The organism is Phaeobacter sp. JH20_37, from assembly GCF_048056015.1.
GTDB lineage: Bacteria > Pseudomonadota > Alphaproteobacteria > Rhodobacterales > Rhodobacteraceae > Phaeobacter > Phaeobacter bryozoorum.
In genome coordinates, this window is the sequence record NZ_JAYMWW010000013.1 from 685,145 (window position 1) to 711,836 (window position 26,692).

Here is a 26,692-nt window from a genome sequence, read left to right on the forward strand (position 1 = left end):
CTTGGCCCTGGCATCTGTTGCACGCGGATCTCACCGCGTGCACCGGCAGTATCGCAGAGGTTTGCGGCCCTTTTGCGGCGCGGCGGCCTGCCCTCAGTCGCCAAAGAGTTCCGGCTGTTCCTCGACCTCGTCGCTGTCGCCGCGCCCGCCCAGAGGCAGGCTGCCCGGTGGCGGGCGGTTTTCCAGCAGACCTGCGGCGCGCAGCTCCTTGAGGCCGGGCAGGTCACGGGCGCTTTCCAACCCGAAGTGATCGAGGAACGTGGGCGTCACCACAAAGGTCACCGGGCGGCCCGGTGTCATCTTGCGGCGGCCAAGGCGGATCCAGTCCATTTCCAGCAGCTGGTCGATGGTGCCGCGCGACACCGACACGCCGCGCACCTCTTCGATTTCGGCGCGGGTGACCGGCTGGTGATAGGCAATGATCGCAAGGGTTTCGATGGCCGCGCGTGAGAGTTTGCGGGTTTCGACCGTTTCCTTCTGCATCAGAAAGCCAAGGTCAGAGGCGGTGCGCAGCGCCCAGGCATCGCCGACGCGCACGATATTGACGCCGCGCCCGTCGTAGCGTTTGCGCAGGTGCTCCAGCGCGGTGCCCGGTTCGCAGCCATGCGGCATCCGCGCCTCAAGATCGCGCACCGTCACCGGTTCGGCGCTGGCAAAGAGCACCGCTTCAACCATGCGCTCCTGTTCGGCCATGGGGGGCGCGTCGAAGAGGGTTTGGGTTTCCTCCGCAACAGTGTTCTGGCTGTGGTCGTCCATCAGGTATCCTTGTCACGAATGCGCAGCTGAATGGGCGCATAGGTCTCGCTCTGTCGCAGCTCCAGCCGGCCTTCTTTCACCAGTTGCAGCGAGGCGGCAAAGGTGGAGGCGGTGGCGGAGCGGCGTTTCATCGGGTCGGAGTGCCAGCCATCGGGCAGATAGGTCAGCATATCGGTCCAGCTGCCGGTGTAGCCGATCAGGTGGCGCATCCGTTCCAGCGCCGCCTCCATGGTAAAGATCGCCTCGCGGTCCAGCACGAAGGGGCGGAAATCATCGCGGGTGCGGATCCGGGCATAGGCCTGCATCAGGTCCAGGAGATTGGCCGAATAGCTGACGGTGCGGATGCGGGTCACATCCTCACTCTGACCACGGGCAAAGAAGTTGCGGCCCAGCTGATCGCGCGCCATCAGCCGCGCCGCGCTGTCGCGCATGGCCTGAAGCCGCTCCAGCTGGAAGGCCAGATGCGCCGCCAGTTCCTCACCGGAGGGGCCGTCCTCCGTCGGGTCGGGCGGCAGCAGCAGGCGGGATTTCAGATAGGCAAGCCAGGCCGCCATGACCAGATAATCGGCGGCCAGTTCGATACGCAGCTCATGGGCCTTTTCCACGAAACTGAGGTATTGGCGCGCCAGTTCCAGCACCGAAATGCGGCGCAGGTCGACCTTTTGCGTGCGCGAGAGCGACAAGAGCACGTCCAGCGGCCCCTCGTAGCCGTCAACGTCCACGATCAATGCTTCGGCCGCGAGCCGCTCCTCGACGCTGGTCGCGTCGTCGTCAAACAAAGTGTCAGCCATATACCTGTCCGCCCATGAGGGCTGATAGTTCGGCCTCGGCCGCGGTTATGTCAAGCGGGGCCGGAGCGCGGCGGGCGGCCTCGGCCTGTTCGGCGCGGGCCTGTGCAGCCACGCTCATCTGGCCCGAAGCCTCCGCCACGGCGGCGCGCTCATCCAGCGGGGCGTTGCAGAACAGGACCACATCGCAGCCTGCCGCCAGCGTGTCGCACGCGATATCCTGCGGTGTGCCGCTCAGCGCCTTCATCGAGATGTCATCGCTCATGATCAGCCCGTCAAAACCAATGTCGGTGCGGATCATCTGCATGACGCGGGGCGACAGGGTGGCGGGGCGGCTGTCCAGCGCCTCATAGACCAGATGGGCGGTCATCCCCATCGGCAGGTCATTCAGCGCGGCAAAGGCGGCAAAATCCGAGCCGGTCAGCTGATCCAGCGGCGCGCTGATGCGGGGCAGGTCCTTGTGGCTGTCCAGCGTCGCGCGGCCATGGCCGGGGATATGTTTCACCACCGGCACGACGCCGCCATCCAGCAGGCCGTCGGCGGTGGCGCGGGCGCGGCGCACCACCGCCGCCAGATCGCTGCCGTAACAGCGGTTCTGGAGAAACGGGTGGGTATCGGGACCGGCCACATCGGCCAGCGGTGCGCAGTTGCTGTCGATGCCCAGCCCGCGCAGCTCCTCCGCGATCAGGCGGGCGCGCAGATACATGGCGCGATCCGCCCCTGCCCCGGCAGCCGCCGCGTGATCCAGCGCGGGCCGCCACTGGCGTGCCAGCGGCGGGCGCAGGCGCTGCACGCGGCCGCCCTCCTGATCTATGGTGATCAGACAGTTGCGGCCAACCGCCTGGCGCAGTTCATCACAGAGCGCGCGGGTCTGCTCGGCGCTGTCGATATTGCGGGCAAACAGGATGAAGCCAAAGGGATTGGCGCGGGCGAACAGCGCCTTTTCGGCGGCGCTGAGACGCAGACCTTCGGCATCTAGAATTGTGGCTCCGTAACGCATTGCGATCCTCTTGTGCTGGGGCGCTGATACACCAGTGTCGGGGGCGGCGCCATGGCCGGATGGGTCAAACTGGCAGCAGTTTGCCGGATGGAAAACGACAAACGCCCGGCTGGAGCCGGGCGCGGAGGTGTCGGGGGGAGGCCCATGTCCTAGCGGGTGGTCACGGGGATACAGTCGGCGTTGCCTGCCACCAGAGCGGAGCAGAAACGGCGCGCATCGGAGAGGTCGTCAAAGCCCATCGCGCGCAGGCGGTAGAAGGTGCGACCTCCGCTTTCCGCCTTTTGGATCACCCGTTTCTTGCCTTCCAGATAATCGGCGAAGCGTCCGTGGATGCGATCCCATTCGGCGCGCGCGACCTCGGCGCTTTCATAGGCGCCGAGCTGGGCCAGACGGGTGCCTGCGGGCAGGCTGTCGGGCGAGACATCCTGCGTGGTCTGCGCAACCGGGGCAGACGCTGTGGCGCGGCTTGGTGAAAAACGGGCGGGCCGCGCGGCGGGGCGCAGCGAGACGCGCACACCGGGGGCATTGCGCAGGGCTGCATTTGGCGCGGGCGCCACGGCCGCGACGCTCACGGCCTGTAGGGGTTGTGGCTGAACGATGGCCGGGGCTGTGGCGGAAGCCGACAGCTGTTCGGCGCCGCGCAGGGTCTCCTCCCCCAGAGGGGCGAAATCCTCGGTCAGCTCAGCCACCAGCGCGTCGATATCGCCGCCCTGATAGGCCGCGACCGCTTCGCTGGAGAGCCTGCCTGTATCGGCATTGGCTGCCGCAGCGGCATCAGCCGCGCCATCGCGGGTGTCGTTGATCCGCGCAGCACCGGTGGTGAGCGCCGCCTGCATGGGCTGGTCATCCTCGGTCAGCTCCACGTCCTGCGGCGCCAGTGTCAGCCGGTCGGCGGGAGTTTCGACATTGCCATTGGCGGCAACCGCATTGACGGCAAGCCCCTGATGATCGGCGGGCAGGCCGCCGGGGTTCTCGGGCTGCACCCGCAGCGGGCCTTCGACGGCGCGCACGACCGGCACGCCGCTGACATCGCGGGAGATCAACTGGTAGCCCCAGAGACCGATGCCTGCGACCAATGCAAGCGAGGCCACGGCGCCAAGGACGCTGAACGCCTTGCTGAGGCCGGCGCGACCGGCCCCTGCCGGTTCCGGGCTAAACCCGTAGTCATCGTAGCGATGCCCCTGACCGGTGCCCGGCCCGCTATAGGCGTCCTGCGCGGAGGCACCATAGCTGGGCGCTGGCTGCTGATAGGGGCTGTAGGACTGCGCGCCCTGTCCGGGGGATGTATGGGGCTGCGCAAAATAGCCGCCCGCTGCCGGCTGCTGGGCCTGTGGCGCGGCGGCCGATGTCTGCGGATCGAATCCGAAGGGGTGTTTGGGCTGCGGATAGGGCAGATGCGCATCGGCAAAGGAAGGCTCCTGCCGGGTGCCCTGTGTTTCAGTGGCGGAGGCCGAAGAACGGTCCCCACCATTGGAATACGACTGGCCGTGACCTGCCTGCGTAAAATACGCCATTTCCGCCTCACTGCCCGCAGACGGCACGCAATGCGCCGATCCGGGTTTCTACTTGATGATCTGCCTCGATCCGGCGGCCTGGGCGATTTTAGCTATCGCATCTCCTGCGCCGGTGTGACCCCAAGAATACCAAGACCGGCAGAAATGACAATGGAAACGGTCTTGGCCAGTGCCATTTTTGCATGTGTTGCAGATGGGTTGCTCTCGTTAACAAAACGTAAACCTTCGTTGGTTTTGCCAAGGTGATACAGCCCGTGCAGTTCCGAGGCGAGATCATAGAGATAGAAGGCAACCCGGTGCGGCTCGTGGGTGCGGGCGGCGATTTCCACCTGACGTGGCCATTCGGCCAGCTTCTTGGCCACCGCCAGCTGGGCGGAATCGTCCAGAAGCGACAGGTCGGCCGCGGCCAGCGTGGCCTCGTCGGTCGCAATCCCGGCCTCTGCCGCCTTGCGCAGGGTCGAGCAGATCCGCGCATTGGCGTATTGCACATAGAACACCGGGTTGTCCTTGGACTGCTCCAGCGCCTTGTCGAGGTCGAAATCGAAACCCTGATCGTTCTTGCGCGTCAGCAGCATGAAACGGGTGACATCTGCGCCGACGGCATCGACCACATCGCGCAGGGTGACAAAGGTCCCTGCCCGTTTGGACATCTTGAATTCCTGACCGTCCTTGAACAGCTTCACCAGCTGGCACAGCTTGATATCCAGCGGCACCCGGCCATCGGACAGCGCCGAAACGGCCGCCTTCATCCGTTTGACATAGCCGCCGTGGTCGGCGCCGAAAATGTCGATCAGCTCGTCAAAGCCGCGCTCAACCTTATCGTAGTGATAGGCGATGTCGGGCGCGAAATAGGTCCAGGAACCATCGGATTTCTTCACTGCCCGGTCAACGTCGTCGCCGTGATCGGTGGATTTGAACAGGGTCTGTTCGCGCGGCTCCCAATCGTCGGGTTTCTTGCCCTTCGGCGGTTCCAGCACGCCCTGATAGATCAGCCCCTTGGCATCCAGTTCCTTCAGCGCGGCCTCGATCTTGCCGGTGCCGTAGAGGGATTTTTCCGAGTAGAACACATCCATCTCGATGCCAAGCTGGGCCAGATCCTCGCGGATCAGCTGCATCATCGCATCGGTTGCGAATTCGCGCACCTCGGCCAGCCAGACATCTTCGCCCTGGTCGACATAGGCATCGCCCACCTTGTCCTTCAGCGCCTGCCCGACGGGAACTAGATAGTCGCCCGGATAGGTGCCATCGGCAAAGGCCACGTCCTGCCCGTGTGCCTCGAGGTAGCGCAGGTAGACAGAGCGCGCCAGCACATCGACCTGACCGCCGCCGTCATTGATGTAATATTCGCGGGTGACGTCATAGCCGGCATAGGCCAGGAGCGCCGCCAGCGCATCGCCGAAGACCGCGCCGCGGGTGTGACCCACATGCAGCGGGCCGGTCGGGTTGGCGGAGACATATTCCACGTTCACCCGCTTGCCCGCGCCGACGTCCGAGCGGCCGAAATCCGTGCCTGCGTCCAGGACCGATTTCAGAACGCCCTGCCAGATGCCGGGAGCCAGCCGCAGGTTCAGGAAGCCTGGGCCTGCGACCTCAGCACTGGCGATCCGATCGTCCGCGGCCAGCTTCGCCGCCAGCGCCTCGGCGATGTCGCGCGGCTTCATCCTGGCGGGCTTGGCCAGCACCATCGCCGCATTGGTCGCCATGTCGCCATGGGCGGCGTCGCGCGGCGGCTCCACCGCGACATTGGCAAAATCGAGCCCTTCGGGCAGCGCGCCCTCGCCGGTCATGGCGGTCAGGCTGTCGATCACGAGCGAGCGGATATCGGTAAAGAGGTTCATATCTGGCGTCCCAACTGTTCAGCACAGCGGATACCGGGGGCGGCAGGAAGGGTCAACAGGATTGCAGAACCCATCACCATCAGCAGCGGGGGCGTCCCGGAGAATTCCCGTTTTCCGGTCAATTATCCGGGTGAAGAAAATTGCGCGCGGGGCGAGGTTACGCGATATGCGCAACAAGGCGCGGCAGGTCAGGCAACCGGTACATCACGGGCCGGCAGACGGCCCCATCTGGTGATCTGATACCGGCGCAGCGAGGCGACATAATAGGGGTCGCGCAGAATCAGACGCTCAACCTCATCGCGGCTGGCCGCCTCGACATTCCAGATCGCCCCCGGAAAATCCTGCTCGGGCCGCATCGCCAATGCGCCGCCGATCTGCAATTCGGGATGGGCGCGTACAAAGGCGATATGAGCATCCCGGCGCGGGCGATCCGCGCGGATCCGCGCCATCTCTGGCGCATCCTGAAAGGTCACGGTCCAATGCGTCATGCCATTGTTTGCCATGGCGGCCTCTTGCATCTGCGATTGCGGTTCTGGGCGTCTTCCCCATGAAACCGCATCTGACCTGCCTCAGGATAGTGCCAGTTGGCGTCAGCGTTACCGCCAGTCGCAGCGCAGCCCGCGCCTATTGCCCGGCTTGCAGATCTGCCGCGGCGGCAGCGGCCTCAGCCGGGAACAGGCGGCGGTGCTCCTGCAATGCAAAGCGGTCGGTCATGCCTGCGATGTAATCCGACACGATCCGGGCCAGAGCGGTTTCATCAGCGGCGGCGGCGATATCGCCCTGCCAGCGCGCGGGCATCTCTGCCGGATGGTTGAGGAAATGCGGAAACAGCGCCTCCACCACCTTGGAGACCTCAGCGCGTTTGCGCATCACGCTGGGCGCGCGGTACATGCGGGTGAAGAGAAAGGCGCGGATTTCCTTCAGGTCGGCCCAAAGCGCATCGGAGAACACCACCACGGGCGCGCCCAGGGCACGCACATCCTCGACGCTTTGCGCGCCGCTGGCAGCAAGACGGGCGCGGGCACCGTCGATCACATCGCTGACCATCACGCCAAAGACCCGCCGCAGCGCCTCGTGCCGGCGGCGGCGCGCGTCAAGGCCGGGATAACGGCGATCCACCGCCTGATAGGCCGGTCCGATCACCGGCAGCTCGGCAATATCGACATCGGTGAACAGCCCGGCGCGCAGACCGTCGTGCAGGTCGTGGTTGTTATAGGCGATGTCATCGGCCAAGGCCGCAACCTGCGCCTCGGCGCTGGCATGGGTGTGCAGCTCCAGATCCAGCGCCGCATTGCATTCGGCCAGCGCCCAGGGCAGATCGCCCACAACCGGACCATTATGTTTGGCAATCGCCTCAAGGGTTTCCCAGGTGAGGTTCAGCCCGTCGAATTCGGCGTAATGCCGTTCCAGCGAGGTGACGATGCGGATGGCCTGCGCATTGTGATCAAAGCCACCATAGGGGGCCATCAGCGCATGCAGAGCATCCTCGCCGGTGTGGCCGAAGGGCGTGTGCCCCAGATCATGCGCCAGCGCCACCGCCTCGGTCAGTTCCTGATTGAGCCGAAGTGCGCCCGCTATGGTCCGCGCCACCTGCCCCACCTCGATCGAATGGGTGAGCCGGGTGCGATAATTGTCGCCTTCATGTTCAACAAAGACCTGGGTTTTGTGTTTCAGCCTGCGAAAGGCGCTGGCGTGGATGATCCGGTCACGGTCACGCTGATAGGGGGAGCGGAAACTGCTTTCTTCTTCGGGGACTTGGCGGCCACGGCTACGGTCGGGCATGGTCGCATAAGGCGCGTAGGTCACTAATCTTTTCCCCAGTCAATCTTGTCCCTGTGGCGTCACCTTTCTATATTATGAACTCAGCTGCAACACGGCAGTGATCACCGTATTGGGAGACCAGAGATGCAATTGCCTCCAAAAGTGACCGAGCGCGCCTTTGCCCGGCTGGCCGAAATCGGCGCCGCCGATCAGGGTCAGGCGCTGCGCGTGGCTGTCGAAGGCGGCGGCTGTTCCGGGTTTCAGTACGAAATTGCACTGGATGCCCCGCAGGCCGATGATCTGATCCTTGAGGGTCAGGGGCAGAAGGTGGTGGTGGATGAGGTCTCGCTACCGTTTCTGGAAAACGCGGTGATCGACTTTACCGAAGAGCTGATTGGCGCGCGGTTTGTGATCAACAACCCCAATGCCACCTCAAGCTGCGGCTGCGGCACCTCGTTTTCGATGTAGAAACGCCTGCAGGGGCTGCATGACCACCGGTTTGCACTAAGTGATGCTGGCCGCGCGGTGCCCTGCGGACCAGATCCGTCATCTGCTGCCATATGGCCGGAGCGTCGCCGCTAAACGGGCTGGCGCGTTCTGATCACGGCGACAGGCTGAGCCCCCCTGCCCCGATCCGTCGATATCGGGCGTGACAGTCCCCCGCCCTGCTGAAGATCTGCCAGAACGCCTCGAATGCGGGGGTGCTGTTTTGCAGGTTCCGCAACTGTTTGCGGGCGTCGGGACCGGAGTGCGCCGCCATATGGCTGAGGGCATCCTGCCAGAGTGCGGGTGCTGTCCGGCCGGGTCCAGCGCCTGCCTCCATCAGCCAGACCGACAGCGGCGCCAGCAGGCTGCGGGTGGCGGGGGCGGCGATATGCAGGGCCTGCCCGGCGCCTGCGGGGAGCCGGCAGGCGGGCTCGGCTTTCCGGCCCACCGCAGTTACCTGCTGCCACCACAGCGTAACGAAACAGGTGTGATAGCCATCCATGCGCCCGTCAAACCCGTCTGGTGTCAGGGTAAACTGCGCGGTCGCGTGGCTGAGCAGCTGCTCCCAATAGGGCGGAGGCGTCGCGCCGGCATAGCGCAGGGCAATGCAGATCTCGGCCAACAGGTCGAGATCCTGATCAAGGCAGGCCAACAGCCCGGCGTAGGTCAAGCTTTGCAGGGCGCGGGCGTCCAACCCCGGATCCCGACGCCCGTAATCGGAGAGGTAGAACACGATATGGGTCAGCTCGTAGGCAGCCTTGCGATTGGGGATCGCAAAGGTCGCGCTGCGGCGGGTGAAGCGGCGCAGCCGGTCCGCAAGCCCAGGATCAACCGGCAGCGCAATGCCACGGCGGGCCAGTAACTGCTGTGCCTCAGCGCGTTGCAGATCCGACAGTTCCGCCTCCACGAGCCCCTGAGCCGCGGCCCAATGTGCCAGCTCCGCTGCGGCGGCGGGCGTGCCGGTCAGATCTTCGTAGTCGAGGCAGATCGACAGGATAAAGCGATAATATTGCGGGAAAAACCGCAGTTGGCGCGCGGCGCCGTCACAGAAGGGGCGCAGGGGGGACAGCGCCGCCTCGCCGCCGATCCCCCCTGCGCCTGCCGGTCCCCCGGCCCGCTGCTGCATCACCCGCAGCAGGCTCAGCAGTTCTGCGTTCTCCTTCAGCCAGTAGACCTCCTGCGGCCGGCGCCGGTGGCAGGCAAAGCTCTCGACCCATGATGCAGCCGATGTACCCGGCGCCGTGCCCCGCCGCCCCGGTCCAGAGGGAGGCGGATGGTCGGGCGGGCCATCTGCGGACGCGCGAATTTCGGCGTCCGGGATCTTGAAAGGCAGGATGATGGTCATGGTTGAAGCACCAAGATGGAACGCGCCCTGTGCCCGTCAGCCGTCAGACAGGCTGCCGGGGGGGGCTGGCTCATCGCGGCTTAGCTGCCGGAGGAGAACAGGCCGGTGGCCGCGCCCGTGGTGGTGGCGCCATCGGCCTGCGGAGCGGAACCGGAGGAGAACAGCGCGGTGCCTGCGCCCGCAACCAGATTGCCGTCGCCCTCGCGGCAGATCGAACCGGAGGAGAACATCTCGACCCCGTCCCCGGCATGAAGATCGCCGGTATGAAGCTCCGCCGCCGCAGGTGTCGACGGCTGTGCAAAGAGGTCGTGGCGCAAGGTTGATGTGGTCATGGATCGTCTCCCGTTCTAGGTGAAAAACACCCGTCGACGATTGGCACGGGATGCCTGTTTCGCAACTGATAAACACGCCTATCGGTTGTTTTTCTGATAGGTCCACGGTTTAGGAACGAGCGTCAATCCGTTGATCCTGAACCGAATGGCAGGTTCTGCACAGGTTAGCCACAGAGCTATCCACAACCGCAGACGCACAAAGCATAAGCAGACCGTCAGGCGATGATTTTGCAGGGCTGCAAATCACCCGGCAGCCGGGAGGGCGAGACCGAGCGGATCGCGTGCTGCTGATTCGCTGCTGTCGCCCGGGCGCGCCCTTGCCCCCTCGCCCGGATTGCGCGATAGATCAGGCGCCCCGCTGCGGGCCATTGAGGCAGGAGACCGGATATGAAAATCGCCACCTTCAACATCAACGGCATCAAGGCCCGCATCCATGCGCTGCCGGAATGGCTGGATGAGGCGCAACCCGATGTGGTGGTGCTGCAGGAGATCAAATCGGTCGATGAGGCCTTTCCGCGTGAGCTGTTCGAGGACCGGGGCTACAATGTTGAAACCCATGGCCAGAAGAGTTTCAACGGGGTGGCGATCCTGTCGAAGCTGCCGCTGGAGGATGTGCGGCGCGGCCTGCCGGGAGATGACAGCGACGAACAGGCGCGCTGGATCGAGGCAACCGTGGTGGGCAAACAGGCGATCCGCATCTGCGGGCTTTATCTGCCCAATGGCAACCCGGTTGAGCTGGACGCAGATGGACAGCCGGTCGACGGCGGCAAATACGCCTATAAACTGGCCTGGATGGAGCGGCTGCGGCAGCGGGCCAAGGATCTGCTGGCCGAGGAAATGCCCGCGCTGATGGCCGGGGATTACAATATCATTCCGCAGGCCGAAGACGCCAAGACGCCCGAAGCCTGGAAAGACGACGCGCTGCACCGCCCCGAAAGCCGGGCGGCATTCCAGCGGATTGTCGCACTCGGCTTCACCGAAGCGTTCCGCGCCCGCCATCAGGGACCGGGGCATTATTCGTTCTGGGATTATCAGGCCGGGGCCTGGAACCGCGACAACGGCATCCGCATCGACCATTTCCTGCTGAGCCCGCAGGCCGCCGATCTGCTGCGCGACTGCCAGATCGACAAGGAGGTGCGCGGCCGCGACAAACCGTCAGACCATGTGCCGGTCTGGGTCGATCTGGACCTATAGGCGGATAAGGCAGCGGCCTGAGTGCCGGGTCGCGGGCGATCCGGCGGATTGACCGGGGTCAGCCCTAACGGCGCGCGGGCTGCTGATATCGGCCGGCCCCTGAGGTCCGCAAAGATTTCATCTCGGCACGGACAACTCCGCACAAAAAACAAAAGGGCGCATCGTTTCCGATGCGCCCGAATATCATCTCAGCAGATACCCCCGCGGGGGCAAAAGCTTAGGCGAGAGCCAGATTGGCTGCGCTTTCGCGGCCATCACGACCGGCTTCGATATCGAATGTGACTTTCTGGTCGTCATTCAGCGTGGTCAGGCCTGCGCGCTCAAGCGCCGAGATATGCACAAACACATCTCTGCTACCGCCCTCGGGGGCGATAAAACCAAAACCTTTAGTAGAGTTGAACCATTTTACGGTGCCATTAGCCATCGTAAGTCTCCTAAAAAATGCCACCCGCGGAATGCGGCAGCTCGGCCAGTCAGTGCAAGATCGCATCGCTGAGCCGTAAGGAGCAGAAAAGTCGATAGAGATAACCTAACCCGACCTCCCTACCTGCCTTTGTGCAACTAAGCAAGCAGCAACTGCGGATTGTTGCGCACGAGGGTGTGCGAATGCGCCAGCTCCAGCGCCGCGCCCCAGGTTCTGACGGCCTGCCCGCCGGTCAGGCCAGCGTGGTGACGGGGCCGCCGGTGCCGGGGTCGTTTTCGGTCGGGGCCGCGCTGTCGCCGGTGACGTCATGGCCGTAGATCCAGTCGAATTGCTGCACCATGCGCTGGGGCGCGAGGCGACCGCCAAGGCGCAGGATCTGATGCGCAGGCCAGGCCAGCGGCTGGCGCAGGTGGTATTTCCAGGCATTGCCGGTGGCGGCATCGACAACCCGGGCGGTGCGGTCGTAGCGGCGCGCCTGATAGGCGGCCAGACCGGCCTCGGTGGTCTTGGCGGTGCGCAGGGCATCAACCAGCACCCAGGCATCCTCAAGCGCGAGGTTCGCACCCTGAGCCATGAACGGCAGCGTGGGATGCGCGGCATCGCCCATGATCGCCAGCGCGCCCTTGTGCCAGACTTCGGCCACCGGATGGCGGAACAGCCCCCAGAGCGCCACCTGATCGACCTGCCCCAACAATTCTGCGGCAGCGCCACCAAAGCCCTGGAAGGCGGCGCGCAGGTTTTCGGGGTCATCCTGCTGATGCCAGCCCTCATCCGCCCAGGTCTTGCGTTCCTGCACCGCGACGATGTTCATCAGGCTGCTGTCGCGCAGCGGATAGGTGACCAGATGGCGACCCGGCCCCATGAAGACCTGCGCCTCGGCCGGGTGATTGTGAAGATTGGCAACCGTAGCGCGCCAGGCCACCTGCCCGGTAAAGCGCGGTTTGGCCACGCCGTTCAGCGCGGCGCGCGCCTTGGAGTGCAACCCGTCTGCGCCGATCACCAGATCGCCGCCGCATTGCGCGCCATTGGCCAGATGCACCACCGGCCGGGCGCCGCAGCTGATGCGGTCGACCTTCTGCAACAGGCGCACCTTGACGCCGATGCGACGTGCGGCATCAGCCAGCAGGTTGATCAGATCGGCGCGGTGAACAAAGTAGAAATTCCGCCCCGGCGCATATTGGTCGAGATCGAGACGCAGCACCTCCCGGCCCCGCCGGTGGCTGCGCAGAACCACCGCACGGGCGCGCGGCGCAGTCCAGGCGAGATCATCGGCCAGCCCCAGCGCCCGCAGAACCGCGACACCATTGGGGCTGATCTGAATGCCCGCGCCGACCTCGGTGATCGCCTCGGCCTGTTCGAGGACCGTGACCTCGGCGCCCTGCTGGCTGAACGCCAGTGCCGCCGCCAGCCCACCGATGCCCGCGCCGATGATGGTGATTTTCCGGTCTGTCAGTCTCATGCTGTCCCGCTGTCTGCACGCCGACCGGTCCGTTCTGGCCAGGCGATACCCCCAGATAACCGAAAAACGCCGGAGCGACAGGCCCCGGCGTTGTGATTTTTTTCACAAATGCAAGAAAATCAGTCGTCGCGGTGGACTTTTTCGCGCCGCTCGTGGCGTTCCTGTGCCTCAAGGCTCATCGTGGCGATGGGCCGGGCGTCCAGACGCTTGAGCGAAATCGGTTCACCGGTGACTTCGCAATAGCCGTATTCGCCTTCGTCGATGCGGCGGATCGCGGCGTCGATCTTGGCGACCAGTTTGCGCTGACGGTCCCGGGTGCGCAGTTCCAACGCGCGGTCCGTTTCCTCGCTGGCGCGGTCGGCAACATCGGGAATATTGCGGGTATTGTCCTGCAACCCCTCGATGGTGTCACGGCTTTCGGCCAGGAGTTCCTGTTTCCAGTCATAGAGCTTACGACGGAAATACTCCTGCTGCCGGTCATTCATGAAGGGTTCATCTTCAGCCGGACGATAATCATCCGGCAGGAACACGTCTTGCTTCATTTCGCTACCTTTGGTTTGCCCCATACTGCCGGTCTTCCTCGGTATTGTTTACAAACTCAGCGGCTCCCCCCGCATGCCGCAGCGTTTATCCCCTGCGCAGGCGATTGTCACTACACAATAGTACGCACAAAGGGTTAAAACCTGCATAAGAGCGCCCCCAGGGGTTGCAGCGAGGCAACGAGGCAGGAAAGACATGCAGTTTCAGGGCACTAAGGATTATGTCGCGACCGAAGATCTGAAAATCGCGGTCAATGCCGCGGTCACTCTGGAGCGGCCGCTGCTGGTGAAGGGCGAGCCGGGCACCGGCAAGACCGAGCTGGCGCGGCAGGTGGCGGATGCGCTGGGACTGCGGATGATCGAATGGAACGTGAAATCCACCACCCGCGCGCAGCAGGGGCTGTATGAATACGATGCGGTCAGCCGGCTGCGCGACAGTCAGCTGGGCGACGAGCGGGTGCATGACGTCAGGAACTACATCAAGAAAGGCAAGCTCTGGGAGGCCTTTGAGGCCGACGAGAAGGTCGTTCTGCTGATTGACGAAATCGACAAGGCCGATATCGAGTTCCCGAACGACCTGTTGCAGGAGCTCGACAAGATGGAGTTCCATGTCTACGAAACCGGCGAGACGATCCGGGCCAGGCAGCGCCCGATCATGATCATCACCTCCAACAATGAAAAGGAACTGCCGGACGCGTTTCTGCGTCGGTGCTTCTTTCACTACATCCAGTTTCCCGATGCCGAAACCATGCGCAAGATCGTCGAGGTGCATCATCCCGGTATCAAGGACAGCCTGCTGACCACCGCGCTGACGCAGTTCTACGAGATCCGCGATACGGCCGGGTTGAAGAAGAAACCTTCGACCTCGGAGGTGCTGGACTGGCTGAAGCTGCTCCTGGCCGAGGATCTGAGCGCGGAAGATCTGAAGCGCGATGGCGCGGATGCGCTGCCGAAACTGCATGGCGCGCTGCTGAAGAACGAACAGGATGTGCATCTGTTCGAGCGACTCGCCTTTATGGCGCGGGGACGTCGCTGAAGGCCAGCCGCGCAGGATCAGACCAGAGGCCCGCCCCTTGTTGCGGGCCTTTTTGTCCTTGCCTCCGTATCAGACGGGCTGTTCCTCTTCTGGTCGTAGATAGGCCTGCGCTGTCTGCTTCAACAGAAGCCGCAGCTTGCGTGGGCGCCCTTCGATGGCAAAGTGCACGACCTGCTCCAGACAGTTCAGCTGTTTGAGCCGTTGCGGGACATTATGATGGGTGCCGGGCATCACATAGTGGCGAAGGGTGTCGCGCCGGGGAAAGCGGTCCCGTTGCGGTGCCTCGCGGCCATGTCGCCCGTGGATGACGGTATAATCCGTGCCGTCACGAAAATGATCGGCAGCAGATTTCACCTCGTAATGCGAGATCCGGTTGCGATAGGCCGCCCAGCGTGTTTCGTCAGGCACGATATCGGGGTGGATCGAAATCTGCGGCGCAAAGGCGAGAACGGCGTCTATGCGGGTAACGGAGGATGCGACGATGGCGCTGAAACCGCCCATGGAATGGCCCATCGCAATCACACGGGTGGCGCCGCATATCGCGCGGTAACTCTCAATTTCGGCACCGATGCGGCTCAGAAGACCCGGCGTGTTCAGCCAGCTTCGCTGCGGATCCGCGATGAACAAGGTGTTGTGGCGGCCATTTCCCGTCGCGCTTCGCGCGAATTCATAAGGCGGGCAGGTTTCGGCATCCTTGCCAATCCCTGAAAAACACACGACGAGCCTGTCGCCGGGACCGCGATGCGCCCATGTGACCAGATCATCGCAGGACAGCCGGGGTGTGATTGTAAGCTGTGATGGCGGCACGTCCGCTCCCTGATTGTTGAGCGTTGTTTACGGTGCTCACGCATGGTGCGCGGCGACGCGACGGGTTGGTAAGGGGGCGGCACATACACCGGCCTGCTGACGGCTGAGTGCGCCAGTGGGCTGGACCGGCGCCTATGCCGTGTCTTCCGGCTGCGGTGTTGGGCACCGCGGGGTTGCCCCGTCGGCCTGCCCTGCCCGCATGGAAGCGGTCACAAGGTCAATACGCCTCGCGCAGGAAGCGTTCGACGCGCTCGGGGTCATCCTCGATCATGCGCAAGAGGATGCGGGCGGGACGTTCCGGCAGGCGGCGGCCCTGTTCCCAGTTGCGCACCGAGCCGAGGCGAAAGCCGAAGTGGCTGCAAAAGCGTTCCTGCGACATGCCGAGGGTCTTGCGCAGGCGCACGACATCCACCATCGGCACCTCGCGGGTTGCGATGGTCTCCAAGGGCGTCTTGCCGGAGATGTCCTCCTGCATCTGTTTGAGCGCCATGGCGTCGCGGTCCGCTTCGCTTTGCTGGCGGATACGGCTGCCGGTTCGACGCCGTGCGTGATGCTCTGCCCGATGATCTGCCCGCTGCTCTGCCATGTCAGTTGCCCTCCTTCAATAGTGCCTTGATCCGGGATTTGACCACATCCAGGGCCAGATCCCGCACTGCCCGTGCCCCCTGCGCCATCAAGCCGGACAGCCGCGGATCGGGCTGTCGGCGGTGGATCCGCAGCACATAGACCATCATCAGATCAGGGCTGGCCTGATGGATGCGGTAGCGCAGCGCCAGATCCCCGGCGACATGGGTGTAATCTTCATCCGTCTTGCGCCCGATGGTGGGGTCGCGCACCAGGGTTGCGATCAGCCGGGCCAGCTCATCCTCGTCCAGATAGGCGTGGATGGCGTCCTCGACCGCGACCGGGGTGATGCGATAATCCACCCGCAGGCATTTCTGTGTCTCTTTGCGTATATACGCCATTGGCGTAGCCTTTTCAACCTGTCTCTGCGTTCCGTCACCGCTGGCAGAGTTGATCGGACCCGCCGTGATGCACAACCTCTGTCTGCATCAACAGAGACGCACCGCCCGCGGCGCGGGCGAAATTTTGCCGTCAATGTGATGCCGGGTGGCTCTTCTCATTGTCACACCGCTGCGATAAGGCCAGCCATAACATTGATTTTTAACCCTGTCTTGGCACAAGCTGGGGCGATCGCGCCGCAGGAGATATCGCTTGTTCACATTCCGGCCCCCCATCGCGGCCCCGCGCAAGCCTGCCAGCGGCAGCAGCGGCCCGGCGGCTGCCCCGTCCCGCGTGTTCCGGCGCGGCTGCGCCGCGCTGGTGCTGTTCGCCACACTGGCAGGATGTGGCACCGGAAGCGCCCCCCCGGCCCCCGGTCACCGCGGCGCGGCCACGGCGGCGCTGGCCCCGGCCAAGAGCTTTGCCCGTGCCCATCCGGTGGCGCCGCAGCGGGCCAACAGCGATATCGCACGGGATTTCCTGGATCTGCATTTCCAGCTGGAAGGCGGCACCGAACTGCCTGTGTTTACCCGGTTTGAAACTCCGATCACGCTGCGCGTCACCGGCCAGCCGGGCAGCGGGCTGACCCGCGATCTGGAGGCGCTGCTGCTGCGGCTGCGCCGAGAAGCGGGGCTGGACCTGCGGCAGCTGACCACCGGGGCGGCCAATATCACCATCGAAGCCGTGCCGCGCAAGGCGATCCGCCGCGCCTCGCCCCGGGCGGCCTGTTTCGTGGTCCCCAACGTCAGCTCGCTGGCGGAGTATCGCCGCTACAAGCGCCATCCGCGCACCAATTGGGCCAATCTGCGCGCCCGTCAGCGGCTGGCGATTTTTGTGCCGAATGATGTCAGCCCGCAAGAGACCCGCGACTGCCTGCACGAAGAGCTGGCGCAGGCGATCGGGCCGCTGAACGATCTCTACCGGCTGCCGGATTCAGTGTTCAACGATGACAATATCCATACGGTACTGACCGGGTTTGACATGCTGATCCTGCGGCTGGGCTATGCGCCCGAGCTGCGTACCGGCATGACACGGGCCGAGGTGGCCGCGCGCCTGCCTGCCATTCTGGCACGGCTGAACCCGGCAGGTGCCGGGCGCGCCGCGGCGCCACTGCCGCGCACCTCTCGGGACTGGATCCGCGCGACCGAGGCGGCGCTGACACCGGGCACTGGCCGCGGCACCCGTTTGCAGGCCGCCCATCGCGGCGCCGCCATTGCCCGCGATCTGGGCTGGCAGGATCACCGGCGGGCGTTCAACCACTATGTGCTGGGGCGCATTCTGCAGCGGGACGAGCCGGAGCTGGCGCAGCAGCATTTCGAGACCGCGCTGATCTATTTGCAGGGGCGCTATGACAGCCCGCTGCTGCGCGCGCAGATCGCCAGCCGCATGGCGGCCTTTGACATCGTGCGCGGCGACGGCGCCAGCGCCCTGGCGCGGATCCGCCCTGCCCTGCCGGTGGCAGCGCGCGGCGAGAATGCGGTGCTGTTGTCAAGCCTGATGCTGCTGGAGGCCGAGGCGCTGCTGCTGGAGGGGCAAACTGACGCTGCCTATGCGGTCAGGCTGGACAGTCAGGGGTGGGCGCGATACGGGTTTGGCCCGGATTGGGCGGTCCGAGGGGCAATGCGCGAAATCGCAGCCCTGGCGCCGCCGCAATAACCGCAGCTGAGGGGCGCACCGGCTTGACCCGGCCCGCGGCGGCCCCACCTGAGACCTGAACACTCTAACATACGGACATTGGCATGATCGTAATCGGCGCATTGATCATTGGCGCATTCCTGGGGGCCCGTACGGCCCAGAAACGCGGCGGCAGCTTGGCGGACAAACTGCAATATGGCGCTGCATACGCCATTGTTTTTGGTATTCTGGGGATGTTTGCAACCATCCTTGCGGACCGCGCCCTGCTCTGACGCGGGGCTATGGGCCGCGACATGACCGCCTGATCAGCCCTGACGGAGACCCCGATGTTTCAGCCCTTCTTTGAAAATCTGCGCAAGGCGGCGGTTCCGGTATCCCTGCGGGAGTATCTGACCTTTCTCGAGGGGATGAAGGCCGGGCTGGCGACCTATGATATCGACGCTTTCTACTATCTGGCGCGCGCCGCCATGGTGAAGGATGAGCGCAATATCGACAAATTCGACCGTGCCTTTGCCACGACATTCTCCGGGCTGGAGGCGATCCCCGCCGAGGCGGTGATGCAGGCCGTGGATATCCCCGAAGAGTGGATCCGCAAGATGGCGGAAAAGCATCTGAGCGAGGAAGAGCGCCGCGAAATCGAGGCGCTTGGCGGGTTTGAAAAACTGATGGAAACCCTGAAAGAGCGGCTGAAGGAACAGGAAGGCCGCCATCAGGGCGGCAACAAGTGGATCGGCACCGCTGGCACCTCGCCGTTTGGCGCCTATGGCTACAACCCCGAGGGCGTGCGCATCGGCCAGAAGGAAAGCCGCCACCAGCGCGCCGTGAAGGTCTGGGACAAGCGCGAGTTCAGGAACCTCGACGGCGATGTCGAACTGGGCACCCGCAACATAAAGGTGGCGCTGAAACGGCTGCGCCGCTGGGTGCGCGAGGGCGCTGCCGAGGAGCTGGACCTCTCCGGCACCATCCGCGCCACCGCCGAACATGGCTATCTGGATGTGAAGACCCGGCCCGAGCGGCACAATGCGGTGAAGGTACTGCTGTTTCTGGATGTCGGCGGGTCGATGGATCCGCATATCAAGGTGGTGGAGGAGCTGTTCTCGGCGGCGCGCAGCGAGTTCAAGCATCTGGAATATTTCTATTTCCACAATTGCCTCTATGAAGGGGTCTGGCGCGACAACCGGCGCCGCTGGGAGGCGCAGATCCCCACCCATGAGGTGCTGCGCACCTATGGGGCGGACTATAAATGTATCTTTGTCGGCGATGCCTCGATGTCGCCTTATGAAATCGCCTATCCCGGCGGCGCCAATGAGCATTGGAACCCGGAGGCAGGTCAGGTCTGGCTGGAGCGGGCGCGGGCGCAGTGGTCCTCACATCTGTGGATCAACCCGGTGCCGGAGGCCTATTGGGGCCATACCCATTCGATCCAGATGATCCGGGAGATTTTCGAGGATCAGATGGTGCCGATGACACTGGCGGGACTGGAGCGTGGGATGCGGGAGCTGACGCGCTAGGCCCGGCAGCCTGCACAGGCCACGCGCGGCGAAAGCTTGCCAAGTCACCCTGCCTCGGGTAGACCAAGCGCCAGAGAATTGGAGAGTTTATGTCCTGGTGAAGAAGGGGCGGCAGAGGCCACCCCGGTTTGCAGATTGCCCCGGTGAAGACCACCTGCGCTCATCCGCAGGTGTCAGGAAAGATCTGCGCGACATTCATCAGAGACACGGATCCGGGCAGGCCCCGCGATCACACCAAGAAAGACATTCCCAATGACAAGGGACTATTCCCAATTCCTGAGCCCCGCCTCCACTGACGGATCTGCCGATACCGCGCGACCGCTGAGCCCGCTGGAGCATCTGGGCTGGCAGAGCTTTTTCTCTCAGCAAACCGATCTCGAAGAGATCGCCAGCCATCCGCCCGTGCGTATCACCGAGGTGAACCGCAGCGGGCTGCGCGCCCTTGGCGATGGCATCGACATGGTGATCCCCCCCGGCCCCGAGGCCACGGTGGGCGACTGGCTGATGCTGGACGCCGAGCTGCCGACCCATAGCCGGGTGCTGGAGCGCAAGAGCCTGATCCGCCGCCGCGCGCCGGGCAAGGATCGCAAGATCCAGCTGATTGCGGCCAATATCGACACCATGTTCGTGGTCACCTCCTGCAACGCGGATTTCAACGTCGCGCGGCTGGAGCGGTTTATCGCCATGGCCTTTGACGCGGAGGTGACGCCGGTGATCGTGCTGACGAAGATCGACCTCTGCGACGATCTTGAGCCCTATGTCACCAAGGCAAAGGCGATTTCCGATCTGGTTGAGGTGGTCCCGCTGAACGCCAAGAGCGAGACCGCGCGCGAGGCGCTGGCGCCCTGGGTCCGGGCCGGGCAGACGATTGCCTTTCTCGGCACCTCCGGCGTCGGCAAATCCACGCTGACCAAGGCATTGGGCGATGATCTGGATATCGCAACCCAAGGCATCCGCGAAGATGACGCGCGCGGGCGCCACACCACCACCCGGCGGCAGCTCTATTTCGTCGAAAACGGCTGCGGCGTGCTGGACACGCCGGGAATGCGGGAGCTGCAGCTGACCGATGCCGCCGAGGGGGTGAGTGATGTTTTCGCCGATCTTGAAGAGCTGTCCACCCAGTGCCGGTTCCGCAACTGCGCCCATGAGGGCGAACCGGGCTGCGCGGTGCAGGCCGGTATCGCAGCCGGCGAGGTGGACCCGGCGCGGCTTGACCGCTGGCGCAAGCTGGCGGCGGAGGAGGCGTTCAACTCGGCCTCGCTGGCGCAGCGCCGTGCCAAGGACAAGAGCTTTGGCAAGATGGTGAAAACCGTGAAGTCGATCAAGAAACGCAACCGGAAGTAACCGCGCTGCGCGATCAAGACAGAAAGGGCGCCTCGTTGGGGCGCCCTTTTGCTATGTGCAGATGCGGGGGTTTTGCCCCCTGCCACCCGGTCAGCTACCGCCCTGTAGCAGCGGCGTGATGCGGCGTACGGCAGCGCGGCGGTTGGCGCGCTCGGCGCGCTGTGTCACTACCGCCAGATCGGTTTCCCCATAGCCCTGCACCACCATGTTTTCCGGCGGCACGTTGAAATATTCGGTGAGCGCCAGCGCGACACTCTCGGCGCGGCGGTCCGATAGTGCCAGATTATAGGGCGCGGCACCGACCGCATCGGTGTGGCCTTCGATCAGGAACACGTCCTGCGGGTTCTTTGCGATCATCTCGCGCATGGCATTGCCCAGCGCCGATAGCTCTTCGGCCTCGGCGGCGCGGATCACGGCAGAGCCGGTCTCGAAGTTGATGGATTGCACGGTGATTTCCGGCACCAAGCGGCGCACCGCGTCAATATTGCGGATCTGGCGCAGGGAGAAGCGGCGGTTGACCTGCGGCGCTTCCTTTGCCGCCAGGGCCAGCGCCAGCTCATCGGTGCTGATCGCGTCGCTGCTGAAACCTGACTGACGCGGGGCGGCGGTGGGCAGTTCGGACACCACAACATTGTCGCTGCGCTGGGTGTCGTCGAACAGGACCACGGTGCTGCCATCGGTCAGCGTGCGGGTGCGGCGCAGGACGCGACCATCGCGGGCGCGGATGGTTTCCACCTCTGCGCCATCCTCGCGCACGACAACGGTGCGGGTGGACCCGTCCTTGAACTTGTAGGTAGTGACATTGCTGCCGGGCTGGCGAAGCAGGGCGTCGTCATTCTTGATCACCCGGTACTGGCCGTTCTGTTCAACCACCGCGCGGTCGCCGGAATTGCTGACAACGGTTTCGCCCTGTTTCAGGAGCTGGCCGATGGCCACGGCCCCCAGTCCAAGCAGAGCGGCCTTCTGCAACTTGCTGAGACCGTCATCGTCGTTGTCTGCGGTGGCAGCGGCGCTGTTGCTGTCAGTTTCAGCGTTTGCAGACGTCTCGGCAGTGGCCGCGGCCTCAGCCGCCGGGGTGTTCACCGCAGTTTCAAATTCCTCATCCGAACTGCGCGCGCTGTCCTCGGTCACGGTTTCCTCGACAACCTCTGCCTCCTCGGTGGCGGCGGCGCTGGCCGCTGCGGCGGCGGCGCTGTCATCTGCCTCCTCGGTCTGGGCAAGGGCGTCGGCCTGCGCCTGACTGTCGAGCGGCTCAACCTCGGGTTCGGGTTCAGGATCGGACGCAGGTGCAGGGTCGGTCCCGGCCTCCGCCTCTGCCAGCGCTGCGGCCAGTTCGGTGTCGGAGGTGGTCTCGGCCGCAGCCGTAGCCTCGGGTGCGGCGGCGGCGCCTGCCTCTGTGCTGGCGGCTGTATCCACCCCGTCATTGGCTGCCGGCTCCACCGGTGTCTCTGCCTCTGCGGTGGTTTCACCTGCGCTCTGTTCAGCGGCTGTGTCTGCCGTCTCGGCCGGAGCTTCGGTCGGCGCGGTCTGAGATTCGGCAGCGTCTGTGGCAGGTTCTGGGGCAGGTTCAACCGGAGCGGCGGCGGCCTGCTCGGCCTCGGTCGGAGCTGCTGGCTCAGCCTGATCGCCTGCCTCAGGTGCAGGCTCAGCCTGTTCAGCGCCCGCCATCAGGGCAACGGACGCGAGCGCCGGATCCAATGCGGCGTCCAGCTCTCCGGTGACATAGGCCTGGCAGAATTGTGCCTTGGCCCCTTTGCCCTTGCCTTTGAGGATCTCACCCTCGGGGGTGATGCGGCCGTTTTGCAGCCAACGCAGGCAGCGCTGCACGGCCTCGGTGATCTGCTCCGCCGTCATCTGGCTGAGATCGGTCGGATCCGATTTGGACTGCGCCGGTGCGGCGACCGGAAGGCTGAGAGAGACGATGACCGCCAACGCGGTCGAGGATCTGAGAAGCTGCGAAACCATGCGGTGTTCCTTTCGCTGTGCGGTGCAAAGCCTAAGGAGCCAACTCGCGGCAAAGCAAATAAGTTGCCTGTGAGGGTCATTTTTCGGCCAGAGCCTGCCGATGCGGGCGTCGGGCGCCGGGGTCAGTCGGCGGTCAGCATCTGCATCAGGCGCTGTTTTTCGCCGCTGTCATCCTGACGCGCGAGCATATCCGCCAGATCCTGAAGCGCGGCAATGGAATGGCCTGCGCGAAAGCTGTCGACATGAGGCAGCATGGCGCGGATGCCGCGCGCCTTGGGGGCGAACCCGTCAAAGCGCAGCAAGGGGTTGAGCCAGATCAGACGGCGCGCGGAGAGATGCAGCCGCTGCATTTCCGCGCTGAGCTGATCGCTCTCGTCGCGGTCCAGCCCGTCGGTGATCAGCAGGACCACGGCCCCCTGCCCCATGACGCGGCGCGACCAGTCACGGTTGAAATCATGCAGGCAGGCGCCGATCCTTGTGCCGCCCTCCCAGTCCTGCGCCTCGGCCCCGGCTGCGGCCAGGGCGGCATCAACATCGCGCTGCGCCAGATGGCGGGTAATGTTGGTAAGCCGTGTGCCGAAGGTAAAACCATGGACCCGCGCCCAGCCCGGCCCCTTGCGATTGGCGACCGCATGCAGGAAATGCAGGATCAGGCGGGAATATTGGCTCATCGAGCCGGAGATATCGCAGATCACCACCAGATTGGGCCAGCGCAGCCGGCGCTGCGCCCGTGCGAGGGTCGTGACCTCTCCGCCCTGACGTGCGGCCTGGGCGAGCGTGCGTCGCCAGTTGATCCGGCTGCCAGAGGGAGCCGCCATCAAACGGCGCGACTGAATGGGGCGGATCGGCAGCTGCATCTTGGCCAGCATCCGCTTGGCCTCGGCCACCTCGGCGGTGCTCATCTGCTCAAAGTCGAGCTGCCGCAGCCGTTCCTCGCGCGACATGGTGAGTTCGGCGTTTAATTCCAGCTGTTCCGGTGGCTCCTCCCCCTCCGGCGGGTCAGGGCGATCCGGTGCCTCAGCCCCGTCCAGCAATGCCTCGGCGGCGCGTTTCTGGGCCGGTTTGGCGGCCTTCTCCTCCTGCGTGCCACGGATTGCGGGCAGCATCGCCGCCATCATATGCTCCAGAAAGCGCGGATCGCGCCAATAGAGGCGAAAGATCTGCGCAAAGACCTGACGATGCTCCGGCTTGGAGACAAAACAGGCGTGCAGCGTCCAGTAGAAATCCTGTTTCGAGGTAAAGCCAGCAGCGGCAACAGCCTCCACCGCCTCGCTCACCCGGCCCGGACCGATAGGCAGCCCAGCGCGGCGCAAAGCCCGCGCGAAATGGGTGATGTTCTGCGCCAGCCGGGGCGTTTCCGGCAGCGGCAATGGCAGGTATTCAGGCATATGGACAGGGCTGGCGCATCAGGCGGGACCCAGCGCGGCACGGGCCTGATCGAGAATGCGTTTGGCCTCTGATCCATGCAGGCGGCTGATGTCATCCTGATATTTCAGGATGGCCCCCAGCGTGTCGGCGATCACCTCGGGCGACAGGTCGATCACATCCAGCGCCAGCAGGCAATTGGCCCAGTCGATGGTTTCGGCGATGCCCGGGCGTTTGAACAGATCCTCGGTGCGCAGGGCCTGCACAAAGGCGACGACCTCCTGCGACAGACGCGGTGCGAGACCGGGAGCACGGGCGGTCAGGATCTCCATTTCGCGCTCAAAGTCCGGGTAATCCACCCAGTGATAGAGACAGCGGCGTTTCAGCGCGTCATGCACCTCGCGGGTGCGATTGGAGGTGAGGATCACAATGGGCGGCTCGGGAGCCTTGATGGTGCCAAGTTCGGGGATGGTGACCTGAAAATCGCTGAGCGCCTCAAGCAGGAAGGCCTCGAACGGCTCATCGGTGCGGTCGAGTTCGTCGATCAGCAAGACAGGTGCGCCCGCCGGGTCCGGCTGCATCGCCTCAAGCAGCGGGCGGCGGATCAGATAGTCGTCGCTGAAGAGTTCCGCCTGAAGCGCAGCACGGTCGCTTGCCTCCCCGGCGGCGACTTCGGCGGTGCGGATGGCCATCATCTGGGCGGCAAAGTTCCATTCATAGACGGCGCTGGCGGCATCCAGCCCCTCGTAGCATTGCAGCCTTATCAGCCGACGTCCAAGCGCGGCGGCGAGTGTCTTGGCGATCTCGGTCTTGCCGACCCCGGCCTCGCCCTCCAGAAACAGCGGCCGACCGAGGCGCAGCGACAGGAAGACCACCGTGGCAAGCCCGCGATCCGCGACATAGCCCGCGCCTGTCAGCAGGGTTTGCACCGCATCAATGGAGCCGGGCAGACCGTTGGCCTGAGCCTGCCCCTGAGCCCGTCCCCGAGCCTGGGCGCTGTCCGCTGCGTGGCGGGTGGGATTTTCCGGCTCGACCGCCCGTGTTTCCTGCGACATCTGCCCCCCTTCTGGTCCCTGATCAGGAGACATCTGGCCCCTGACCAACAGGCCATATGTTCGGCACCAAGAGGCCACGCCGAACCGGTCGGGTCAAGCGCTTGTCGATGCCACTTTGGTCTCATAGACGCCCCGCCGACCACGCCCTCACCGAATGTACCTATCTGCACAGCAAGGCCCAAACACCCGGCGCAGCGGCGCATGACATTGACCGGCTTTCGCTGCAATGCGATGACAGAGGCAGGCCATCCGCCCCAAGGGCGCGCCATGCCCCAAGGCGGCGACGGCACAGACGTAGCGGGAGACAGCATGCGAACACTGGCCGTAACATGTGTAAAGAACGAAGGGGCTTTCCTGCTGGAGTGGATCGCCCATCACAAGGCCGTCGGCTTCAGCGACATTCTGATCCTGTCCAATGACTGCGCGGATGGCACCGACCGGATGCTGGATCGACTGGATGAACTGGGCCATATCATCCATCTGCGCAACGACGGCCCCTATGACAAGGGCGGCATCCAGTTCACCGGGCTTAAGAAAGCGGACAAACACCGGCTGATGCGCAAGGCGGACTGGGTGATGGCGTTTGACGTGGATGAGTTCGTCAATATCCACGTCGGAGACGGCCGCCTGACCGACCTGCATGACGCGCTGCCGGAGGCGGATGCGATCACCCTCACCTGGCGGCTGTTCGGCAATGGCGAAACGGTGCGCTATCAGGACCAGCCGGTGACCGACAGCTTTACCCGCTGCGCACCGGAGGTGATCCACTGGCCGTGGCGCGCGGCGATGTTCAAGACGCTCTATCGCAATGACGGCACCTATCGCAAACTGGGGGTGCATCGCCCGCGAAGCCCACAGGAGGAGGCCGCGCTGGCGCGGTATCGCTGGTTCGACGGATCGGGTCGTGAACTGGGTCAGGACTTCAGGACGCAGCGGATCTACTCCAACTATGGCCAGTCGAATTTCGATCTGGTGCAGCTCAACCACTACCCGCTTGGCGCGATGGAGAGCTATGTGCTGAAAGCCGACCGCGGACGGGTCAACCGCCCGGGCGAGCTGGGCATGGATTATTGGGTGGAACGCAATTTCAACACCGATGAGGACGGCAGCATCGCCCGCTATCGCCCCGCCCGTGAGGCGATCGCCGAGCTGCTGCGCGAAGACCCCAAGCTGCAGCGCCTGCACGAACGCGCGGTGCAGTGGCGCCACGACCGCTTTCGCATGTTGATGCAGCAGGACGCCTATCGGACATTGTTTTCGCGCCTGCTGATGACTCCGCCTTCGCGGCTGATCAGCCCCGGAACCGCCCGCACTCTCGCCGGTTTTGCCACCTTGGGCCGTCACAGCGCGCAGCAGGGCAGCGACAAACCCGACAATGGGCAGGATTGAGCAGTGGGCAGAGCTGAGCCCTGACCGGATGCGATCGGCCCGCCCCCGCCGCCCGCGCAGCAAGCTATTCCGCCTCCTTTTGCGCGCAACAATGGCCGACAAACCGGCCTTACAATTTCCAATTTTAGCCTTATTTCGCCTTTAGAT

The 26,692-nt window shown here is 64.5% G+C and carries 26 protein-coding genes; 8 read left to right on the forward strand and 18 right to left on the reverse strand.

Annotated elements, in window-relative coordinates; all coding sequences use genetic code 11:
• Window positions 1–93: 93 nt before the first annotated feature.
• From scpB to VWZ87_RS08145, 7 genes are all read right to left on the reverse strand, one after another.
• Window positions 94–756 carry an SMC-Scp complex subunit ScpB gene (scpB, locus tag VWZ87_RS08115; protein ID WP_340545185.1) on the reverse strand — a complete coding sequence of 221 codons (663 nt, stop codon included), beginning with the start codon at window positions 754–756 and terminating at the stop codon, window positions 94–96.
• On the reverse strand, window positions 756–1,547 hold the full coding sequence (locus tag VWZ87_RS08120; protein WP_416535891.1) for a segregation and condensation protein A: 792 nt from the start codon (window positions 1,545–1,547) through the stop codon (window positions 756–758). Before VWZ87_RS08120 ends, scpB begins: the two co-directional genes overlap by 1 nt.
• Window positions 1,540–2,544, reverse strand: a complete 1,005-nt coding sequence (nagZ, locus tag VWZ87_RS08125; protein ID WP_416535892.1) for a beta-N-acetylhexosaminidase — start codon at window positions 2,542–2,544, stop codon at window positions 1,540–1,542. Before nagZ ends, VWZ87_RS08120 begins: the two co-directional genes overlap by 8 nt.
• Window positions 2,545–2,693: 149 nt before the next feature.
• Window positions 2,694–4,058 carry an SPOR domain-containing protein gene (locus VWZ87_RS08130; protein WP_416535893.1) on the reverse strand — a complete coding sequence of 455 codons (1,365 nt, stop codon included), beginning with the start codon at window positions 4,056–4,058 and terminating at the stop codon, window positions 2,694–2,696.
• A gap of 92 nt (window positions 4,059–4,150) precedes the next feature.
• Window positions 4,151–5,896, reverse strand: coding sequence for an arginine--tRNA ligase (gene argS / locus VWZ87_RS08135; RefSeq protein ID WP_416535894.1), 1,746 nt, complete (start codon window positions 5,894–5,896; stop codon window positions 4,151–4,153).
• A gap of 188 nt (window positions 5,897–6,084) precedes the next feature.
• Window positions 6,085–6,399 (reverse strand): YciI family protein, encoded by a 315-nt coding sequence (locus tag VWZ87_RS08140; protein ID WP_416535895.1) that lies wholly within the window; start codon window positions 6,397–6,399, stop codon window positions 6,085–6,087.
• Window positions 6,400–6,520: 121 nt separating this feature from the next.
• A complete protein-coding gene (locus VWZ87_RS08145; RefSeq protein WP_416535896.1) occupies window positions 6,521–7,702 on the reverse strand; it encodes a deoxyguanosinetriphosphate triphosphohydrolase in 1,182 nt (393 codons plus the stop codon).
• Between the two features lie 99 nt (window positions 7,703–7,801).
• On the opposite strand from VWZ87_RS08145, the gene VWZ87_RS08150 reads away from it, so the two are divergent.
• The gene (locus VWZ87_RS08150; protein WP_014874225.1) at window positions 7,802–8,125 is read left to right on the forward strand and encodes a HesB/IscA family protein; all 324 of its coding nucleotides are present in this window, start codon (window positions 7,802–7,804) and stop codon (window positions 8,123–8,125) included.
• Window positions 8,126–8,258: 133 nt separating this feature from the next.
• On the opposite strand, the gene VWZ87_RS08155 is transcribed toward VWZ87_RS08150, so the two are convergent.
• Both VWZ87_RS08155 and VWZ87_RS08160 read right to left on the reverse strand, forming a co-directional pair.
• Window positions 8,259–9,488 carry a DUF6902 family protein gene (locus VWZ87_RS08155; RefSeq protein WP_416535897.1) on the reverse strand — a complete coding sequence of 410 codons (1,230 nt, stop codon included), beginning with the start codon at window positions 9,486–9,488 and terminating at the stop codon, window positions 8,259–8,261.
• A gap of 80 nt (window positions 9,489–9,568) precedes the next feature.
• Complete coding sequence (locus VWZ87_RS08160) at window positions 9,569–9,820, reverse strand: hypothetical protein (RefSeq protein ID WP_416535898.1); 252 nt, start codon at window positions 9,818–9,820, stop codon at window positions 9,569–9,571.
• A gap of 387 nt (window positions 9,821–10,207) precedes the next feature.
• Here VWZ87_RS08160 and xth point away from each other — a divergent pair, with 387 nt between their 5' ends.
• Entirely contained in the window at window positions 10,208–11,014 is an 807-nt protein-coding gene (gene xth / locus VWZ87_RS08165; RefSeq protein ID WP_416535899.1) for an exodeoxyribonuclease III, read from the forward strand.
• 217 nt (window positions 11,015–11,231) lie between these two features.
• Here the strand turns inward: xth and VWZ87_RS08170 are convergent, their stop codons facing one another.
• The 3 genes from VWZ87_RS08170 to dksA all read right to left on the reverse strand — a co-directional run bounded on the left by VWZ87_RS08170 (window position 11,232) and on the right by dksA (window position 13,439).
• Window positions 11,232–11,438 carry a cold-shock protein gene (locus VWZ87_RS08170; protein ID WP_014874221.1) on the reverse strand — a complete coding sequence of 69 codons (207 nt, stop codon included), beginning with the start codon at window positions 11,436–11,438 and terminating at the stop codon, window positions 11,232–11,234.
• Between the two features lie 232 nt (window positions 11,439–11,670).
• Window positions 11,671–12,897 carry an FAD-dependent monooxygenase gene (locus VWZ87_RS08175; RefSeq protein ID WP_416535900.1) on the reverse strand — a complete coding sequence of 409 codons (1,227 nt, stop codon included), beginning with the start codon at window positions 12,895–12,897 and terminating at the stop codon, window positions 11,671–11,673.
• 119 nt (window positions 12,898–13,016) lie between these two features.
• On the reverse strand, window positions 13,017–13,439 hold the full coding sequence (gene dksA / locus VWZ87_RS08180) for an RNA polymerase-binding protein DksA (RefSeq protein WP_340545175.1): 423 nt from the start codon (window positions 13,437–13,439) through the stop codon (window positions 13,017–13,019).
• Window positions 13,440–13,632: 193 nt separating this feature from the next.
• On the opposite strand from dksA, the gene VWZ87_RS08185 reads away from it, so the two are divergent.
• Entirely contained in the window at window positions 13,633–14,472 is an 840-nt protein-coding gene (locus VWZ87_RS08185) for an AAA family ATPase (protein ID WP_340545174.1), read from the forward strand.
• Window positions 14,473–14,541: 69 nt separating this feature from the next.
• On the opposite strand, the gene VWZ87_RS08190 is transcribed toward VWZ87_RS08185, so the two are convergent.
• The 3 genes from VWZ87_RS08190 to VWZ87_RS08200 form a co-directional block, all read right to left on the reverse strand.
• Complete coding sequence (locus VWZ87_RS08190) at window positions 14,542–15,279, reverse strand: hypothetical protein (protein WP_416535901.1); 738 nt, start codon at window positions 15,277–15,279, stop codon at window positions 14,542–14,544.
• Between the two features lie 217 nt (window positions 15,280–15,496).
• Complete coding sequence (locus tag VWZ87_RS08195; RefSeq protein ID WP_416535902.1) at window positions 15,497–15,865, reverse strand: helix-turn-helix domain-containing protein; 369 nt, start codon at window positions 15,863–15,865, stop codon at window positions 15,497–15,499.
• A 1-nt stretch (window position 15,866) separates the two neighbouring features.
• Window positions 15,867–16,244: a hypothetical protein gene (locus tag VWZ87_RS08200; protein ID WP_340545171.1), complete on the reverse strand. Its 378-nt coding sequence runs from the start codon at window positions 16,242–16,244 to the stop codon at window positions 15,867–15,869.
• A gap of 331 nt (window positions 16,245–16,575) precedes the next feature.
• Between VWZ87_RS08200 and VWZ87_RS08205 the strand changes: the two genes are divergently transcribed.
• From VWZ87_RS08205 to rsgA, 4 genes are all read left to right on the forward strand, one after another.
• Window positions 16,576–17,937 (forward strand): DUF2927 domain-containing protein, encoded by a 1,362-nt coding sequence (locus VWZ87_RS08205; RefSeq protein ID WP_416535940.1) that lies wholly within the window; start codon window positions 16,576–16,578, stop codon window positions 17,935–17,937.
• Window positions 17,938–18,020: 83 nt separating this feature from the next.
• Window positions 18,021–18,188: a hypothetical protein gene (locus tag VWZ87_RS08210; protein WP_340545170.1), complete on the forward strand. Its 168-nt coding sequence runs from the start codon at window positions 18,021–18,023 to the stop codon at window positions 18,186–18,188.
• 54 nt (window positions 18,189–18,242) lie between these two features.
• Complete coding sequence (locus tag VWZ87_RS08215) at window positions 18,243–19,427, forward strand: vWA domain-containing protein (RefSeq protein WP_416535903.1); 1,185 nt, start codon at window positions 18,243–18,245, stop codon at window positions 19,425–19,427.
• A 252-nt stretch (window positions 19,428–19,679) separates the two neighbouring features.
• On the forward strand, window positions 19,680–20,771 hold the full coding sequence (gene rsgA / locus VWZ87_RS08220; protein WP_416535904.1) for a ribosome small subunit-dependent GTPase A: 1,092 nt from the start codon (window positions 19,680–19,682) through the stop codon (window positions 20,769–20,771).
• Window positions 20,772–20,861: 90 nt separating this feature from the next.
• Here the strand turns inward: rsgA and VWZ87_RS08225 are convergent, their stop codons facing one another.
• From VWZ87_RS08225 to VWZ87_RS08235, 3 genes are all read right to left on the reverse strand, one after another.
• Window positions 20,862–22,736 (reverse strand): OmpA family protein, encoded by a 1,875-nt coding sequence (locus tag VWZ87_RS08225; protein WP_416535905.1) that lies wholly within the window; start codon window positions 22,734–22,736, stop codon window positions 20,862–20,864.
• Window positions 22,737–22,858: 122 nt separating this feature from the next.
• The gene (locus VWZ87_RS08230; RefSeq protein WP_416535906.1) at window positions 22,859–24,124 is read right to left on the reverse strand and encodes a vWA domain-containing protein; all 1,266 of its coding nucleotides are present in this window, start codon (window positions 24,122–24,124) and stop codon (window positions 22,859–22,861) included.
• 18 nt (window positions 24,125–24,142) lie between these two features.
• Window positions 24,143–25,156, reverse strand: coding sequence for an AAA family ATPase (locus VWZ87_RS08235; protein ID WP_340545165.1), 1,014 nt, complete (start codon window positions 25,154–25,156; stop codon window positions 24,143–24,145).
• A gap of 309 nt (window positions 25,157–25,465) precedes the next feature.
• Between VWZ87_RS08235 and VWZ87_RS08240 the strand changes: the two genes are divergently transcribed.
• Window positions 25,466–26,545: a glycosyltransferase family 2 protein gene (locus VWZ87_RS08240; protein ID WP_416535907.1), complete on the forward strand. Its 1,080-nt coding sequence runs from the start codon at window positions 25,466–25,468 to the stop codon at window positions 26,543–26,545.
• Window positions 26,546–26,692: the final 147 nt, after the last annotated feature.

Coding starts and splice junctions, on each gene's coding strand:
- VWZ87_RS08175 (WP_416535900.1), bottom strand. CDS start 12,897: ATGAGACTGACAGACCGGAAAATCACCATCATCGGCGCGGGCATCGGT.
- rsgA (WP_416535904.1), top strand. CDS start 19,680: ATGACAAGGGACTATTCCCAATTCCTGAGCCCCGCCTCCACTGACGGA.
- VWZ87_RS08195 (WP_416535902.1), bottom strand. CDS start 15,865: ATGGCAGAGCAGCGGGCAGATCATCGGGCAGAGCATCACGCACGGCGT.
- VWZ87_RS08225 (WP_416535905.1), bottom strand. CDS start 22,736: ATGGTTTCGCAGCTTCTCAGATCCTCGACCGCGTTGGCGGTCATCGTC.
- VWZ87_RS08215 (WP_416535903.1), top strand. CDS start 18,243: ATGTTTCAGCCCTTCTTTGAAAATCTGCGCAAGGCGGCGGTTCCGGTA.
- VWZ87_RS08120 (WP_416535891.1), bottom strand. CDS start 1,547: ATGGCTGACACTTTGTTTGACGACGACGCGACCAGCGTCGAGGAGCGG.
- VWZ87_RS08200 (WP_340545171.1), bottom strand. CDS start 16,244: ATGGCGTATATACGCAAAGAGACACAGAAATGCCTGCGGGTGGATTAT.
- VWZ87_RS08235 (WP_340545165.1), bottom strand. CDS start 25,156: ATGTCGCAGGAAACACGGGCGGTCGAGCCGGAAAATCCCACCCGCCAC.
- dksA (WP_340545175.1), bottom strand. CDS start 13,439: ATGAAGCAAGACGTGTTCCTGCCGGATGATTATCGTCCGGCTGAAGAT.
- VWZ87_RS08185 (WP_340545174.1), top strand. CDS start 13,633: ATGCAGTTTCAGGGCACTAAGGATTATGTCGCGACCGAAGATCTGAAA.
- VWZ87_RS08155 (WP_416535897.1), bottom strand. CDS start 9,488: ATGACCATCATCCTGCCTTTCAAGATCCCGGACGCCGAAATTCGCGCG.
- VWZ87_RS08150 (WP_014874225.1), top strand. CDS start 7,802: ATGCAATTGCCTCCAAAAGTGACCGAGCGCGCCTTTGCCCGGCTGGCC.
- VWZ87_RS08210 (WP_340545170.1), top strand. CDS start 18,021: ATGATCGTAATCGGCGCATTGATCATTGGCGCATTCCTGGGGGCCCGT.
- argS (WP_416535894.1), bottom strand. CDS start 5,896: ATGAACCTCTTTACCGATATCCGCTCGCTCGTGATCGACAGCCTGACC.
- VWZ87_RS08170 (WP_014874221.1), bottom strand. CDS start 11,438: ATGGCTAATGGCACCGTAAAATGGTTCAACTCTACTAAAGGTTTTGGT.
- nagZ (WP_416535892.1), bottom strand. CDS start 2,544: ATGCGTTACGGAGCCACAATTCTAGATGCCGAAGGTCTGCGTCTCAGC.
- scpB (WP_340545185.1), bottom strand. CDS start 756: ATGGACGACCACAGCCAGAACACTGTTGCGGAGGAAACCCAAACCCTC.
- VWZ87_RS08140 (WP_416535895.1), bottom strand. CDS start 6,399: ATGGCAAACAATGGCATGACGCATTGGACCGTGACCTTTCAGGATGCG.
- VWZ87_RS08230 (WP_416535906.1), bottom strand. CDS start 24,124: ATGCCTGAATACCTGCCATTGCCGCTGCCGGAAACGCCCCGGCTGGCG.
- VWZ87_RS08240 (WP_416535907.1), top strand. CDS start 25,466: ATGCGAACACTGGCCGTAACATGTGTAAAGAACGAAGGGGCTTTCCTG.
- xth (WP_416535899.1), top strand. CDS start 10,208: ATGAAAATCGCCACCTTCAACATCAACGGCATCAAGGCCCGCATCCAT.
- VWZ87_RS08130 (WP_416535893.1), bottom strand. CDS start 4,058: ATGGCGTATTTTACGCAGGCAGGTCACGGCCAGTCGTATTCCAATGGT.
- VWZ87_RS08160 (WP_416535898.1), bottom strand. CDS start 9,820: ATGACCACATCAACCTTGCGCCACGACCTCTTTGCACAGCCGTCGACA.